General features: G+C 68.3%; 16 protein-coding genes. 12 read left to right on the top strand and 4 right to left on the bottom strand.

Features of this window, described 5'->3' with window-relative positions; all coding sequences use genetic code 11:
• The first annotated feature begins 33 nt into the window (after positions 1-33).
• From cutA to purH, 10 genes are all read left to right on the top strand, one after another.
• Entirely contained in the window at positions 34-360 is a 327-nt protein-coding gene (gene cutA, locus ED208_RS05600; protein WP_123210895.1) for a divalent-cation tolerance protein CutA, read from the top strand.
• Positions 357-782, top strand: coding sequence for a protein-disulfide reductase DsbD N-terminal domain-containing protein (locus ED208_RS05595; RefSeq protein ID WP_158608449.1), 426 nt, complete (start codon positions 357-359; stop codon positions 780-782). Before cutA ends, ED208_RS05595 begins: the two co-directional genes overlap by 4 nt.
• Positions 779-1,363, top strand: coding sequence for a TlpA family protein disulfide reductase (locus tag ED208_RS05590; protein WP_158608448.1), 585 nt, complete (start codon positions 779-781; stop codon positions 1,361-1,363). Before ED208_RS05595 ends, ED208_RS05590 begins: the two co-directional genes overlap by 4 nt.
• 119 nt (positions 1,364-1,482) lie before the next feature.
• On the top strand, positions 1,483-1,929 hold the full coding sequence (gene aroQ, locus ED208_RS05585) for a type II 3-dehydroquinate dehydratase (RefSeq protein ID WP_123210892.1): 447 nt from the start codon (positions 1,483-1,485) through the stop codon (positions 1,927-1,929).
• 74 nt (positions 1,930-2,003) lie between these two features.
• A complete protein-coding gene (gene accB / locus ED208_RS05580) occupies positions 2,004-2,492 on the top strand; it encodes an acetyl-CoA carboxylase biotin carboxyl carrier protein (RefSeq protein WP_123210891.1) in 489 nt (162 codons plus the stop codon).
• A 378-nt stretch (positions 2,493-2,870) separates the two neighbouring features.
• The gene (gene accC / locus ED208_RS05575) at positions 2,871-4,220 is read left to right on the top strand and encodes an acetyl-CoA carboxylase biotin carboxylase subunit (RefSeq protein WP_123210890.1); all 1,350 of its coding nucleotides are present in this window, start codon (positions 2,871-2,873) and stop codon (positions 4,218-4,220) included.
• Positions 4,221-4,340: 120 nt separating this feature from the next.
• A complete protein-coding gene (locus ED208_RS05570) occupies positions 4,341-5,147 on the top strand; it encodes an HDOD domain-containing protein (protein ID WP_158608447.1) in 807 nt (268 codons plus the stop codon).
• A 57-nt stretch (positions 5,148-5,204) separates the two neighbouring features.
• On the top strand, positions 5,205-6,083 hold the full coding sequence (prmA, locus tag ED208_RS05565) for a 50S ribosomal protein L11 methyltransferase (RefSeq protein ID WP_123210888.1): 879 nt from the start codon (positions 5,205-5,207) through the stop codon (positions 6,081-6,083).
• Between the two features lie 108 nt (positions 6,084-6,191).
• Positions 6,192-6,509, top strand: coding sequence for a helix-turn-helix domain-containing protein (locus tag ED208_RS05560; RefSeq protein WP_123210887.1), 318 nt, complete (start codon positions 6,192-6,194; stop codon positions 6,507-6,509).
• Positions 6,510-6,550: 41 nt separating this feature from the next.
• On the top strand, positions 6,551-8,107 hold the full coding sequence (gene purH / locus ED208_RS05555) for a bifunctional phosphoribosylaminoimidazolecarboxamide formyltransferase/IMP cyclohydrolase (protein ID WP_123211218.1): 1,557 nt from the start codon (positions 6,551-6,553) through the stop codon (positions 8,105-8,107).
• A gap of 59 nt (positions 8,108-8,166) precedes the next feature.
• Here purH and ED208_RS05550 read toward each other — a convergent pair whose 3' ends face one another.
• Positions 8,167-8,520, bottom strand: a complete 354-nt coding sequence (locus ED208_RS05550; protein WP_199720523.1) for a hypothetical protein — start codon at positions 8,518-8,520, stop codon at positions 8,167-8,169.
• Between the two features lie 143 nt (positions 8,521-8,663).
• Here ED208_RS05550 and ED208_RS05545 point away from each other — a divergent pair, with 143 nt between their 5' ends.
• Positions 8,664-9,536, top strand: a complete 873-nt coding sequence (locus ED208_RS05545) for a UDP-2,3-diacylglucosamine diphosphatase (protein WP_123210886.1) — start codon at positions 8,664-8,666, stop codon at positions 9,534-9,536.
• Between the two features lie 12 nt (positions 9,537-9,548).
• Here ED208_RS05545 and ED208_RS05540 read toward each other — a convergent pair whose 3' ends face one another.
• Positions 9,549-10,358: an FHA domain-containing protein gene (locus ED208_RS05540; RefSeq protein WP_123210885.1), complete on the bottom strand. Its 810-nt coding sequence runs from the start codon at positions 10,356-10,358 to the stop codon at positions 9,549-9,551.
• A gap of 124 nt (positions 10,359-10,482) precedes the next feature.
• On the opposite strand from ED208_RS05540, the gene ED208_RS05535 reads away from it, so the two are divergent.
• Positions 10,483-11,388, top strand: a complete 906-nt coding sequence (locus tag ED208_RS05535; protein WP_123210884.1) for a recombination-associated protein RdgC — start codon at positions 10,483-10,485, stop codon at positions 11,386-11,388.
• A 162-nt stretch (positions 11,389-11,550) separates the two neighbouring features.
• Here the strand turns inward: ED208_RS05535 and ED208_RS05530 are convergent, their stop codons facing one another.
• Positions 11,551-11,946, bottom strand: coding sequence for a tautomerase family protein (locus ED208_RS05530; protein WP_123210883.1), 396 nt, complete (start codon positions 11,944-11,946; stop codon positions 11,551-11,553).
• 3 nt (positions 11,947-11,949) lie between these two features.
• Positions 11,950-13,647 (bottom strand): biosynthetic-type acetolactate synthase large subunit, encoded by a 1,698-nt coding sequence (gene ilvB / locus ED208_RS05525; RefSeq protein WP_123210882.1) that lies wholly within the window; start codon positions 13,645-13,647, stop codon positions 11,950-11,952.
• Between the last annotated feature and the right edge of the window lie 209 nt (positions 13,648-13,856).

The raw sequence follows: 13,856 nt of genomic DNA, 5'->3' as shown, positions 1-13,856 counted from the left end.
TCCGCAATCCGCAATCCGCAATCCGCAATCCGCATGTCCGCCCTGTTGGTCCTGATCTCCGCTCCCGCCGACGCGGCGCCCGTGCTGGCGCGCGCCCTGGTGGAGTCGCGGCTGGCCGCCTGCGTGAACCTGCTGCCGGGCCTGCGTTCGGTCTACCGCTGGCAGGGCGAAGTCTGCGAAGACGGCGAGACCCTGCTGATCGCGAAGACCGCCGAAGGCCGCTTTGCGGATCTGCGCGCCGCCGTTCTGCGTATGCACCCCTACGAACTTCCCGAAATCGTCGCGGTCAAGCTCGACGACGCCCATCCTCCCTACCTGCAATGGCTGCTATCCCAGGTTTCCGACTCTCCCTCGCCTTGAGCGGCGTCCTCCTGCTGAGCGCGCCGGCGCTGGCGGCCGGCGGCCTGCTCCAGCCCAAGGTCAGGCCCGACGCCCTGCTGCCGGTGGATCAGGCCTTCCAGTTCCTGGGCGCGCGCCGCGACGGCGGCAATCTGAAGCTGGAATGGAACGTGGCGCCCGGCTACTACCTCTACCGGCACATGCTCAAGGTCAGCGTCGACAATCCGGCCAAGCTCAGCCTGGCGGCGGCGCAGTTGCCCAAGGGCGAGAGCAAGCAGGATCCGGAATTCGGCAGCGTCGAGATCTACCGCGATCAGTTGCAGGCGAGCATCCCGCTGGCTGCGGGCGCGCCGCTGCCGCGCACCTTGCGGGTGCGCTACCAGGGCTGCGCCGACATCGGCGTCTGCTACCCGCCGCAGACCAAACTGGTCGCGGTCCCTTGAGCGCGGTTTTTTCCCGGCAGGCGCTGGGCGCGCTGCTGATCGCGGTGGTCGCCGCCAGCGGCGGCTATGGGGTGGCGCGGCATTTCCAGCCGGTCGCGCCGGTGATCCCGGAAGGCGTGCCCCGGGTTCCGCCGGCCAACGGCGCACTGGAGGGGCGGCCGGCGCCGGAAGTCACTCTCAACGACCTCGACGGCAAACCGCGCAAGCTCTCCGAATGGCGGGGGCGCTGGCTGCTGGTCAATTTCTGGGCGACCTGGTGCGGGCCCTGCATGGAAGAGATTCCGCTGCTGATCCGGGCCCAGGCCGAGCAGGGCGCGCGTGGCCTGCAGGTGCTGGGGGTGGCGATGGACGACCCCGAGGCGGTCCGCAAGGCGGTGCAGGAAATGGGCTTCAACTACCCGACCCTGGCCGGCGACGAGGCGGTGCTGACCGCCATGGAGAGCCTGGGCAATAGCCTGGGGGCGATCCCCTACACCGTGCTGATCGGCCCCGACGGGCTGATCCGGCACCTGGAAATGGGCGGAATCGACGCCGCCAAACTGGCGATGCTGCTGGACCGCTTCCTGCCCGCCGAGGGCTGATGCACGAGTCACCAAGTGGTCATCAAAATCCGCTAAGTGGGCCCCATCTCCTTTGATTTGCTTCCCGGCGGGCCCTTGGGGCAGACTCCGTTCATGTTCGTGAACCGCGTCACGCTCCCTTGAGCCACCTGCTGCTGGTCAACGGTCCCAATCTCAACCTGCTCGGCAGCCGTGAGCCGGGTATTTACGGCCACCAGAGCCTCGCCGCCATCGAGTCGGCGCTCACTGGCGAGGCAGTGATCCTCGGTCACCGGCTGTCCTGCTTCCAGTCCAATCACGAAGGTGCTTTGGTGGACCGCATCCAGCAGGCGGCGGTGGAGGGCGTCGACGCCATCATCATCAACCCCGGCGCCTACACCCACACCAGCATCGCCCTGCGCGATGCCCTGGTGGCGGTCAATCTGCCCTTCGTGGAAGTGCATCTGTCCAACGTCTACGCCCGCGAACCGTTCCGGCAGCACTCCTACCTGTCGGACAAGGCCGCCGGCGTGATCGTCGGTTTCGGTCCGGCCGGTTACCGGCTGGCGTTGCAGGCGCTGCACGAGCGGCTGCGACCGGCGCTCTGAGTTTCTTCTCCGTTCCCTTCCTCATCCGGTCAACGGCAACGAACCGCTGATCCTCCCTTGGAGCCTCACCCGTCATGGACCTGCGCAAGATCAAGACGCTCATCGACCTGGTAGAAGAGTCCGGCATCGCCGAGCTGGAAGTGAAGGAAGGTGAGGAGAGCGTGCGCATCAGCCGCTATCCCACCGGTGGTCTGGCCCAGCAGGTGATGCTGCCGCCCGCCGCCTACGGCCAGTACCCGCAGCCGCCGGCACCCGCTGCGGTCGCGGCAGCCGCGCCCGCCGCGGCGGCACCGGCCGCCGCACCTGCCGCCCCGGCCAGCAACCAGCACATCGTCAAGTCGCCGATGGTCGGCACCTTCTACCGCTCGCCCTCGCCGGGCGCGAAGTCCTTCGTGGAAGTGGGGCAGACGGTGAAGGCCGGGCAGGTTCTTTGCATCATCGAAGCCATGAAGATGCTCAACCAGATCGAGGCCGACAAGAACGGCGTGATTGCCGCCGTGCTTGCCGAGAACGAGAAGCCGGTGGAGTTCGACCAACCGCTGTTCGCCATCGACCCCGCCTAGGACCTGTGAACGCTATGGGAATCGCTGCGTTGCGAGTCAGAAAGCCGCCAGGCGAGGCGCGAGGAGCGTGGTTTAGTCGTTCTAAACGAGCGACGAGCAACGCGGCATGGCGGCTTTCTGGCCGCAACCCTTCGGGGCGTGCTCGTGCCACGGGGCCTTCGCGCAGCGAGGTGGGTGCGGGCACGAGCACCTCCGGCGCCTCCCGCACCCCTTGCTTCGCAAACACCGTGTCGGCGCCGGACTGTTTTGGCGCATCGCGGCGTCAGCGAGTCCTTCGATGGTATCAACCATCGCGCGGCCTCCCTTCCTTGCGCTGCGCCAAAACAGCCTTCGGCCGCAGCGACTCCCATAGCGTTCACAGGTCCTAGCGCCGGCGCCATGTTCAACAAGATCCTGATCGCCAACCGTGGCGAAATCGCCCTGCGCATCCAGCGCGCCTGCCGCGAGATGGGCATCAAGACGGTGGCGGTGTATTCCACCGCCGACCGCGACTTGAAGCACGTGCTGCTCGCCGACGAGTCGGTGTGCATCGGCCCGGCGGCCGCCTCTGGCAGCTACCTCAACATGGCGGCGATCATCTCCGCCGCCGAGGTCACCCAGGCCGACGCCATCCACCCAGGCTACGGCTTCCTCTCCGAGAACGCCGACTTCGCCGAGAGCGTCGAGAAATCCGGCTTCGTGTTCATCGGTCCGCGCTCGGAAACCATCCGGCTGATGGGCGGCAAGACCAGCGCCAAGGCCGAGATGATCGCGGCCGGCGTGCCCTGCGTACCGGGCTCCGACGGCGTGCTGCCGGACGACGAGGCCAAGTGCCGCGAGATCGCCCAGAAGGTCGGCTACCCGGTGCTGATCAAGGCCGCCGCCGGTGGCGGTGGTCGCGGCATGCATGTGGTGCGCGAGGAGGCCGAGCTGATCAACAAGATCCAGCTGGCCCGCACCGAGGCGCTCAATGCCTTCAAGGACGGCTCGGTGTTCCTGGAGAAATTCCTCGAAGAGCCGCGCCACATCGAGATTCAGGTACTCGCCGACGGTCACGGCAACTGCGTGCACTTGGGCGAGCGCGACTGCTCCATGCAGCGCCGCAACCAGAAGGTGATCGAGGAAAGCCCGGCGCCCGGCATCACCGCTGCCCAGCGTGCCGAGATCGGCGCACTTTGCGTCGAGGCCTGCAAGCGCATCGGCTATCGCGGCGCCGGCACCATGGAGTTCCTCTACGCCAAGGGGCGCTTCTACTTCATCGAGATGAACACCCGCATCCAGGTCGAGCATCCGGTGACCGAGCTGGTGACCGGGGTCGATCTGATCCAGGCGCAGATCCGCATCGCCCAGGGTGAGACGCTGTGGATCGACCAGAACCAGGTCAATCCGCGCGGCCACGCCATCGAGTGCCGCATCAACGCCGAGAACCCCAAGACCTTCGTGCCCTCGCCGGGCGAGATCAAGCGCTACCACGTACCCGGTGGGCCGGGCGTGCGTATCGACTCGCACTGCTACGCGGGCTACCGGGTGCCGCCCAATTACGACTCGATGATCGGCAAGCTGATCACCTATGGCGTGACCCGCGAATCGGCGATGGCGCGCATGCGGATCGCGCTCTCGGAGATGGCGATCGACGGCATCCAGACCAACATCCCGCTGCAGCGGCGCATCCTTGATGACGCCACCTTCGTCGCCGGCGAGCACCACATCCACTACCTCGGACAGATGCTGGAGCGCGGCGAGGGTTGAGCGGTAGGGCGGCGCCGACCGAAGGCGCCGCATGGGATCAAGCTGGGAGTGGTCGGGGCCGATCTAGAGCGAACAGCCCCGCCGCCCGGTCTCGCCATGCTCGCCACGCCCGCCAACCTGATGTCCCGCGTCCACACCCTGCCGGCGGTGCCGAAGGTGGTGCAGGAGCTGATCGCCACCTTCGACCAGCCGCAGATTGATCTGACGCGCATCGCCCGGCTGGTGAACACCGATCCGGTGATCGCCGCCAAGGTGCTGCGTCTGGCCAATTCCGCCTACTACCGGCGCAGCCGCACCGTCACCAGCGTCAACGACGCCATCGTGTTCATGGGCCTGGATGCCCTGCGCATGCTGGTGGTCGGCGCCGGCTTCGCCGCCAGCGTCAAGGTGCCGGCCTCGCTGGGGCGTGATCTGTTCTGGCGCTATTGCCTGCACACGGCGGTCAGCGCCCGCTACTTCGCCGGCCAATGTGGCGAGGACGCGCAGGCCGCGTTCACCGCCGGACTGCTGCACGCCATCGGTGAGCCGCTGATGGTGATGGCGATGGAGGAAGAACTCCGCGAGGTGGAGCGTCAGACCCGCTTCTTCGACCGCGAGCGCGCGGTCTGCGAGCGGGCGCAGGTCGGCTTTGCCTATTCCGATCTCGGCGCCGAGCTGGCCGAAAGCTGGCGCTTTCCGCCCGGCATGGTCGACGCCATCCGCCACGCCCCGGACCCGCTCTATGCCGAGGACTTTTCGCGCCCCGCCGCCTGCGTCTATCTGGGCAGCCATTTCGCTGCCGGCTACGAGCGTCACGACAGCGCCGACACCAGCCTGATGACCCTGGACATCCGCGTGCTCGACCATCTGGGTCTGGAACTGGCGGCGGCGGAGAAGATGCCGCCGGTCAACAAGCTGGCCAGCGGTCTGGAGGAGTTGGTGGCCTGACGCGGCGAGGGGCTGGGTCGCGCTACCCTAGGCGCCCCTAGATTCCACGGAACTGCCATGGCCTGGCTGCAACTGCGCGTGTTTACCCGGACTCCCGACTTCGCCGAGGAGTTGCTGAGCGCCCACGAAGCGGCGGCGGTGAGCTTCATCGACGCCGCCGACAGCCCGATCCTGGAGCCCCTGCCCGGCGAAACGCCGTTCTGGCCCGACACCATCACCCAGGCCTACTTCAAGGAAGACCACGACCTCGCGCCGGTGCTCGCCGCCTTGCGCGAGGCCTTGCCCGAGCGCGAGGCGCTGCGCACCGAAACCCTGCTGATCGAGGACCGCGACTGGGTGCGGGTCTGGCTGGAGCACTGGCCGGTGCAGCGCATCGCCGAGAAGTTCTGGGTGGTGCCGCGCGCCAAGCGCCACGAGGTCACCGAGGCCGATGCCACGGTGCTGCTGCTCGATCCCGGCCTCGCCTTCGGCACCGGCACTCATCCCTCGACCTATCTGTGCCTGGAATGGCTGGCGCAGACCGATCTCAAGGGCCGCACCGTGCTCGATTTCGGCTGCGGCAGCGGCATTCTCGCCATCGCCGCCCTGCTGCTGGGCGCCGAGCGTGCAGTGTGCGTGGACATCGACCCGCAGGCGCTGACCGCGACCCGCGACAACGCTGCCGTCAACGGCGTCGCCGAGCGGGTGACCACGCTGCTGGCGGAAGACTTCCAAGCGGCACCGCACGGCGTGCTGGTCGCCAACATCCTGGCCAATCCGCTGATCCAGCTGGCGCCGCTGCTGGCGAGCTGCGCCGAGCCGGGCGCGCCATTCGCGCTGGCCGGCCTGCTGGAACGGCAGGCCGAGGAAGTGCGCGCCGCCTACGCGCCCTGGTTCAGCTTCGAGCCGGACGGCCAGCGCGAAGGCTGGAACCGCATCAACGGCCGGCGACAATGAGGCTGTCACAAAAATCCGGCGTACTGAACGCTTTTTAACCGCCGGCCTTGGGGGTATCATTGCCGCCCTTTTCGCTGCGCGCGGACGCCCCAAGCGTTCGTAAGACCCATGTCGTTCAAGCCCTACGAGCGTGATACCAAGCCGCTCAGCCATGCCGTCTCCGACAGCCTCAACGATTACTTCCGGGCGCTGAACGGCCACGCGCCGGAAAACCTCTATGACGTGATCCTGGCGCAGGTCGAGCCGCCGCTGCTGCGCGCCACGCTGGCCTATTGCCGGGGCAATCAGTCGAAGGCCGCCGACATGCTCGGCCTCAACCGCGCCACCCTGCGCAAGAAGCTGGGCCAGTACAAGATCAGCGCCAAGGCCACCGCCGGCGCGCTGGCGGCTGCCCGGAGCGAAGGTCTGTCCGAGCGTCGCCTGTGAGCATCGTCGCCGCGCAGGTCGCGCCCACGCCGCTCGCCAAGATCCGCCGCGCGCTGCTGTCGGTTTCCGACAAGGCCGGCGTGCTGGAACTCGCCCAGGGCCTGCAGCAGCGGGGCGTCGAGCTGCTCTCCACCGGCGGCACCTGCAAGCTGCTGCGCGACGCTGGCCTGAAGGTCACCGAAGTCGGCGAGCACACCGGCTTCCCGGAGATCATGGACGGCCGGGTCAAGACCCTGCATCCGAAGATTCACGGCGGTCTGCTGGGCCGACGCGGCCTCGATGACGCGGTGATGGCCGAGCATGGCATCGCGCCGATTGATCTCCTGGTGGTCAACCTCTATCCCTTCGAGCAGACCGTCGCCAAGCCCGGCGTGGCCGACGCCGACGCCATCGAGAACATCGACATCGGCGGCCCGGCGATGCTGCGCGCCACCGCCAAGAACCATGCCCATGTCGGCGTCTTGGTCGATCCCGCCGATTACACCGGCCTGCTGGCGGAACTCGATGCCCAGGGCGGCCTGACGCTCGCCACCCGTCGCCGGCTCGCGCTCAAGGCCTTCGCGCTCACCGCCCGCTACGACGCGGCGGTCGCGGCCTATCTCTCCAGCGTCGCCGAGGACGGCAGTCGCGATCCCTTTCCGGCGGTGTTCGGCCTGCAACTCAACAAGGTGCAGTCGCTGCGCTACGGCGAGAATCCGCACCAGCGCGCCGCCTTCTACACCGAGGCGAATCCGCCGGCCGGTTCGCTGGCGGCGGCGAAGCAGCTTCAGGGCAAGGAACTCAGCTACAACAACCTCGCCGACGCCGATGCCGCGCTGGCCTGCGTGCAGGCCTTCGTGAAGCCGGCCTGCGTGATCGTCAAGCACGCCAACCCCTGTGGCGTGGCGGTGTCGCTGGACGGCATCCGTGCCGCCTACGAGCTGGCCTACCAGACCGATCCCACCAGCGCCTTCGGCGGCATCATCGCCTTCAACCGGCCGCTCGATGGCGCCACCGCGCAGTTGATCGTCGGGCGGCAGTTCGTCGAGGTCATCATCGCCCCCAGCGCCGACGCCGAGGCGGTGGCGGCGGTGGCGGCCAAGCCCAATGTGCGCCTGCTGGTGACCGGCGAGTGGCCGTCACAGCCGGCCGCGAGCTTCGACTGGAAGCGCGTCGGCGGCGGCCTCTTGGTTCAGGACGCCGACCTCGCCCTGCCCAGCGAAGCCGGCCTCAAGATCGTCACCAAGCGCGCGCCGACCGAGGCCGAGATCCACGATCTGATCTTCGCCGCCAAGGTGGCGAAGTTCGTGAAGAGCAATGCCATCGTCTACGCGCGCAACCGCCAGACCATCGGCGTCGGCGCCGGCCAGATGAGCCGCGTCTACTCGGCGAAGATCGCCGGCATCAAGGCGGCCGACGAGAAACTCACCGTCGCCGGCAGCGTGATGGCCTCGGATGCCTTCTTCCCGTTCCGTGACGGCATCGACGCCGCTGCCGCTGCCGGCATCAGCGCGGTGATCCAGCCGGGCGGTTCGATGCGCGACAGCGAGGTGATCGCCGCCGCCGACGAGCACGGCATGGCGATGGTGTTCACCGGCGTCCGCCACTTCCGTCACTGAAGTCCGCGCGCCTAAAGAAAAGCCCGGCTCCGGCCGGGCTTTTTTGTGCCTGTGCCGACTCAGCGACGGTAGCCTCCATGGCGATGGTCGTCGCCGCCACGCCAGTAGCCGCGATCATCATCGCGTCCGCGCCAGCCGCCACGGTCGTCGTCGTGGCGGCAATGGCGGCCGTGCTCGTGACGGTCCCAGCCCCGGTCGTAGTAATAGACCGGGGCCGGACGGTAATAGACCACCGGCTCGGAGTAGTAGCGCGGCGGCGGGTAATGGCGGTGGCGCGGTGATTCGATCACCACGGCGGGCGGGTAGGGCAGGCCGATGCCGACGTAGACCCGGGTGTCGGCGAGGGCTGTGGTCGGCAGCAGGCTGAAGCTGGCCAGGCCGGCCAGCAGACCGCAGACGATGCGCTTGTTCATGGGGTGTGCCTCGGAGAACGCGGACCGGAAAGTCGGCCGCAGCGGCAGCCTCGCGCCGGCGCCTGAACCCGTTCTGAACTCCGACCGCAGGCCCCGGATTCGCGTCACGCAATCGTCACGCGCCGGCTGGAAAATCCGTGCCCATGAAAAGAGCCCGTACCAGTAGCAAGGCCGTCAGTGCCAAGCCCGGCAAGGCCGAGTCGGAAGCCGGCAAGACCCACTACCGCACGGTCTGGATCTCCGACGTGCATCTCGGCACGCCCGGCTGCAAGGCCGAGCACCTGGTCGAGTTCCTCAAGAGCCACACCTGCGACACGCTCTACCTGGTCGGCGACATCATCGACGGCTGGAAGCTGAAGAACAATTTCTACTGGCCGCAGGAGCACACCAACGTCGTGCGCAAGGTGCTGACCAAGGCCAAGCGCGGCACCCGGGTCTACTACGTCACCGGCAACCACGACGAGTTCCTGCGCAAGTTCGTCGGCTTCCGGCTGGAGCTGGGCAACATCAAGTTCGTCAACGAGCTGGTGCACCAGACCGCCGACGGTCGCAGGCTGCTGATCACCCACGGCGACGCCTTCGACGTCATCACCCGCTACCACGCCTGGATCGCGATGGCCGGTGACAGCCTCTACGAAGGCACCATGCGCTTCAACTACTGGTTCAACCGCGCCCGCAGCCTGCTCGGCATGGGCTACTGGAGCCTGTCGGCCTTCGCCAAGCAGCACGTCAAGACGGCGGTCAACGTGGTCTCGACCTTCGAGGAGTCGGTGGCGCACGAGTGCCGCCGGCGGGGCCTGGACGGCGTGGTCTGCGGCCACATCCACCACGCCGAGATGCGCGACATCGGCGGCGTCAGCTACCACAACTGCGGTGACTGGGTGGAAAGCTGCACCGCGCTGGTCGAGCACCTGGATGGCCGCATCGAGGTGCTGCGCTGGGTGCAGCTCGACCACCTCAACCAGACCCGCAAGCCGGTCAAGCAGGCGATGCCCGTGATGGCCGAGGCCGCCTAAGGGCCTGTCAGCCTAGGCGAGGAACAGCGCCAGTTGGGAGACCAGCTCGCGCACCGCCTCGGCGGACTTCTCGTAGCGGCGATCCTGCACGCCCGAAGCGCGCACCCAGATGCCGTCCGGAGCCTTGTCGCGCTGGTCCGGGTGGCCCCAGGTGAGTGACAGCAGGCGGTTCGGCTGCCCCTCGCTGCGCACCACCCGCAGCACGATCTCGTGGCGGCGCTCGGACACCTCGAAATAGCGGATGCGACTCTCGCCGGCCAGCCGGGTCTTCATCGCCTCGGCGTAGGCGAGGGTGGTGCGCCACTCGCGCAGCAGCTCGGCCTGACGCTGGCGCTGGGCGTCTTCCTCCTGCTCGCGGAAGCTGCGGATCGAGCCCAGCAGGCGATCCAGCTCCTGCAGGTCCGGAGCGCCGTCGTCGGCCATCTGCGGACGGGTGTCGCCGTCCGGCGGTAGCTGCGGGACTTCCGGCTCGGCATTGGCGGCCATGACCGGCCGTGGCAGCGTGGCCGCGAACTTCGGTTCTACCGCCGCCGGCGCCTCGTCGACGAAGCGCATCGCCACCCGGCCGAAGGCGACGGTATCGCCGTGCACCAGTTCCTGGCTGTCGATGCGGCTGCCATTGACCCAGGTGCCGTTGCTGGAATTGAGGTCCTGCACCGTGACCCTGCCGCCGCGCACGAACAGCGCCGCGTGACGGGCGCTGACCGCTGGCTCCGGCAGGCGCAGATCATTGCCGGCATCGCGGCCGACCGAGATCCGTTCGTGCCGGAGAGGGAAAGCGAGCGGCGCCTGTCCCGGCACCTGCCAAACCAGCTTCGCCATGGTGGGTTTCGTCGTTTTTGTTGGAAATATTGCCCGGTCGCTAGCCTGAACCAGCCGGCGGCCGGCCCGCAAGAGCCGGGCGGTCCACTATCATCGCCGCCCGGATACCGAGGGCAGCACCTCCATGTGGTTCAAGAATCTGCAGATCTACCGCCTCGCCAACGGCTGGGCGATGACCCCGGGCAGCCTGGAGGCGGTGCTCGCCAAGCAGCCGCTGCTGCCGTGCAGCGGCCTCAGCCTGCAAACCCGTGGCTGGGTGCCGCCGGTGTCCGGCGAGGGTGCGGCGGGGCTGGTGGCTTCGCAGGGCAAGCAGTTGCTGATCGCCATGGGCAGCGAGCAGAAGATCCTGCCGGCCAGCGTGGTCAATCAGGAAGCCCTGGAACGCGCCGCCGAACTCGAACAGAAGCAGGGCTACAAACCCGGCCGCAAGCAGTTGCGTGACCTCAAGGAGCGGGTCACCGCCGAGCTGCTGCCGCGCGCCTTCGCTAAGCGCCGCGTCACCCGCGCCTGGATCGACCCGGACGCTCGCTGGCTGGTGGTCGATGCCTCCAGTCCGGCGCGCGCCGAAGAACTGCTGGAACAGTTGCGCAACAGCCTCGGCGAGCTGCCGGTGACCCGCCTGGAAACCGAGATGTCGCCGCAGGGCGCGATGACCCAGTGGCTGACGCTGGGCAAGGCGACGCGCGACTTCGCGCTCGACAGCGAGTGCGAGCTAAAAGGCACTGGCGAAGACGGCGCCACCGTGCGCTATCTGCGCCACGACCTGTCGGTGAAGGAGATCCGCGAGCACATCAGCGGCGGCAAGCTGGCCACCCGCGTCGGCCTGGTCTGGCGCGAGCGCCTGAGCCTGCTGCTGGTCGAGCCCTTCCAGGTGAAGCGGGTGAAATTCCTGGAGATGGACAAGAACGGCGACGAATCCAGCTTCGCCACCCCCGAGCAGCAGTTCGAGGCCGACTTCACGCTGATGACCGGCACGCTCTCGGCGCTGCTGGCCGATCTGGTCGCAGCGCTGGGCGGCGAAAAGGCCTGACCCTGCTCCTTCCCCCGCGCGCGGGGGAGCCGTTGGCTCCGCTTTCGGAGCGATTCAATATCGCTCCGAAGTTGGCCGACGGCGGGATAGGGGCGTTCTTTACTTGGGCCAAACGCCCCCACCCTAACCCTCCCCCGCAGGCGGGTGAGGGGATTGAGGGTGCTAGACCTCGACCCGGAAGCCCAGGTCGACATCGCAGGCCGCCTGACCGCCACGGATGCCCCAGTTTTCCTGCGGCAGTTCGCGCAGCAGCACCTTGAGGTGATCGCGCGGGATGCCGAGCGGCTCCAGCCCGGCGACGATGGCCTGGTAGAGCGCGCGCTTGGCATCGAGCGAACGGCCGGCGAAGGCGTCGATGCTCACCAAGGTGAAGCGCTCCGGCTGCTTCAGCTTTGGCGAGCAGGCCATGCGCTGCGGCGCGTGCACCAGCAGGCGCACGGTCTTGTCAGTTTCGGGAATGCGGAAGGCGGACACCAGCGCCGCATGCACGGCGTCGATCAGCGCGAGTTCTTCTTCCGGCGAGTAGACGCGGCGGACTTCGATCAGGGTGGCGGGCATTTTTCAGGTCTCGGTATCGACCAGCTCGGAGCCGATCGCTTCCAGGTTGGAGCGCCCCGGCACCACCATCGGCAGTACCTGGCGGTCGGCGTCCACCGGCACCCGGATCAGCGCTGGGCCGGCGCTGCGGAAGGCGGCCTCCAGCGCCGCGCGCGGTTCGCTCAGGCGGCCGAGATCGTAGGCGGGGATGCCGAAGGCCTCCGCCACCTTCGCGAAGTCGGTGGGAGTGACGTAGTGCGAGGCCACATGGCGCTGCTTGTAGAACAGCGTCTGCTGCTGGCGCACCAGGCCCAGCGCAGCGTTGTCGAGCAGCACGATCTTCACCGGCAGATCCAGCTCGGCGAGGGTCGCCAGCTCCTGCACGTTCATCAGCAGGCTGCCGTCGCCGGTGAAGCAGACATTGGCGAGGTCCGGCCGCGCCAGCGCCGCGCCGATGGCGGCCGGCAGGCCAAAGCCCATGGTCCCGAGTCCGCCGGAAGTCAGCCAGCGATCCGGTCGCGCAAACGGGTAGTGCTGCGCCACCCACATCTGGTGCTGGCCGACATCGGTGCTGATCAGCGCCTCCGGGCCGGCGAGTTCCGCCACGGCGGCGATCAGGCCGCTGGGGTCGTGCAGGCTGTCGCGCGTGGGTTCGGCGGGGAAGGCCGCGCGTAGCGCGGCGATGCGCGCCAGCCAGCCGGGGCGGCTCTGCGCCCGCAGACGCGGCAGCAGGGTTTCCAGCGCCTGGCGGGCGTCGGCCTGCAAGGCCAGGGTCGGGGTCTTGATCTTGCCGAACTCGCGGGCGTCGAGGTCGATGTGGATGATCTGCGCCTGCGGGCAGAAGCCGCTGGGTTGGCCGGTGGCGCGGTCGTCAAAGCGCGCGCCGACGGCGATCAGCAGATCGCACTCGTCGAGCACATGGTTGGTGGCCTTGGCGCCGTGCATGCCGAGCATGCCCAGCGCCAGCGGGTGCCCGGCGGGCAGGCTGCCCAGCGCCATCAGGCTGGTGGCGGTCGGCAGCCCGGCCTTCTCGGCCACCGCGCGCGCGGCTTCCCAGCCGCCCGCCTTGACCACGCCGCCGCCCAGATAGAGCACCGGCTTCTGCGCGGCGTTGATCATTGCCGCCGCCGTCGCCCAGGCGGTGCCGGTGGGCTGGCGGCGCTCCTCGGCGGTCTCGCTCAGGCTCGGTGGCGGCGGCAGTGGCAGGGCGATGCGCTGCAACTGCACGTCCTTGGGCACGTCCACCAGCACCGGACCGGGGCGGCCGGACTCGGCGATGCGGAAGGCCTCGGGGATCATCCACAGCAGATCCTCCACCGAGCGCGCGAAGAAGTTGGCCTTGGTGATGGAGTCCACCAGATGCCCGGTCTTCACTTCCTGGAAGGCATCGGTGCCGATCAGGTGCTGCGGCACCTGGCCGGTGATGCAGACCAGCGGCACCGAGTCGAGCTTGGCGTCGGCGATGGCGGTGAGCAAATTGGTCACGCCGGGGCCGGAGGTGGCGAGGCAGACGCCGGCCTTGCCGCTCACCCGCGCCATGCCCTGGGCGATGAAGCCTGCGGCCTGCTCGTGGCGCGCCAGCACATGGCGCACGCGGGTGTCGCCGCCGAGCGCCTCGTAGAGCGGCAGGATGGCGCCGCCGGGAATGCCGGCGACCAGGTCCACGCCCTGGCGTTCCAGCAAGTGCACGATCAGTTCCGCGCCGGTCTGTGAGTGGTTCATCGTTCGTCCTTGGTACTGCGGTCGTTGCGACCCTGGGACGAGAAACCGGTGGGGTGAAGCGCAAAGAAAAACCCCCGCCGATTTCGCGTCGGCGGGGGTTGGTTGATTCAGCAGCTCCCCTACGACGCGTCGGTAACGACGGCGACGACGAGAATGGCTTTGAGGGCGCGGGAGAGCTTCATGGCGGCGGATTATGGCGAGGTCGTTGC

The organism is Stagnimonas aquatica (genome assembly GCF_003730135.1).
Taxonomy (GTDB): domain Bacteria; phylum Pseudomonadota; class Gammaproteobacteria; order Nevskiales; family Nevskiaceae; genus Stagnimonas; species Stagnimonas aquatica.
This window is presented reverse-complemented; position numbering and strand designations above follow the sequence as displayed.

Excerpts from the sequence above, each read along its gene's own strand:
- ED208_RS05540 (WP_123210885.1), bottom strand. The coding sequence starts at position 10,358 with ATGGCGAAGCTGGTTTGGCAGGTGCCGGGACAGGCGCCGCTCGCTTTC.
- ED208_RS05530 (WP_123210883.1), bottom strand. The coding sequence starts at position 11,946 with ATGCCCGCCACCCTGATCGAAGTCCGCCGCGTCTACTCGCCGGAAGAA.
- ED208_RS05570 (WP_158608447.1), top strand. The coding sequence starts at position 4,341 with ATGTCCCGCGTCCACACCCTGCCGGCGGTGCCGAAGGTGGTGCAGGAG.
- ED208_RS05535 (WP_123210884.1), top strand. The coding sequence starts at position 10,483 with ATGTGGTTCAAGAATCTGCAGATCTACCGCCTCGCCAACGGCTGGGCG.
- ED208_RS05560 (WP_123210887.1), top strand. The coding sequence starts at position 6,192 with ATGTCGTTCAAGCCCTACGAGCGTGATACCAAGCCGCTCAGCCATGCC.
- ED208_RS05545 (WP_123210886.1), top strand. The coding sequence starts at position 8,664 with ATGAAAAGAGCCCGTACCAGTAGCAAGGCCGTCAGTGCCAAGCCCGGC.
- accB (WP_123210891.1), top strand. The coding sequence starts at position 2,004 with ATGGACCTGCGCAAGATCAAGACGCTCATCGACCTGGTAGAAGAGTCC.
- ED208_RS05550 (WP_199720523.1), bottom strand. The coding sequence starts at position 8,520 with ATGAACAAGCGCATCGTCTGCGGTCTGCTGGCCGGCCTGGCCAGCTTC.
- ilvB (WP_123210882.1), bottom strand. The coding sequence starts at position 13,647 with ATGAACCACTCACAGACCGGCGCGGAACTGATCGTGCACTTGCTGGAA.
- cutA (WP_123210895.1), top strand. The coding sequence starts at position 34 with ATGTCCGCCCTGTTGGTCCTGATCTCCGCTCCCGCCGACGCGGCGCCC.
- accC (WP_123210890.1), top strand. The coding sequence starts at position 2,871 with ATGTTCAACAAGATCCTGATCGCCAACCGTGGCGAAATCGCCCTGCGC.
- prmA (WP_123210888.1), top strand. The coding sequence starts at position 5,205 with ATGGCCTGGCTGCAACTGCGCGTGTTTACCCGGACTCCCGACTTCGCC.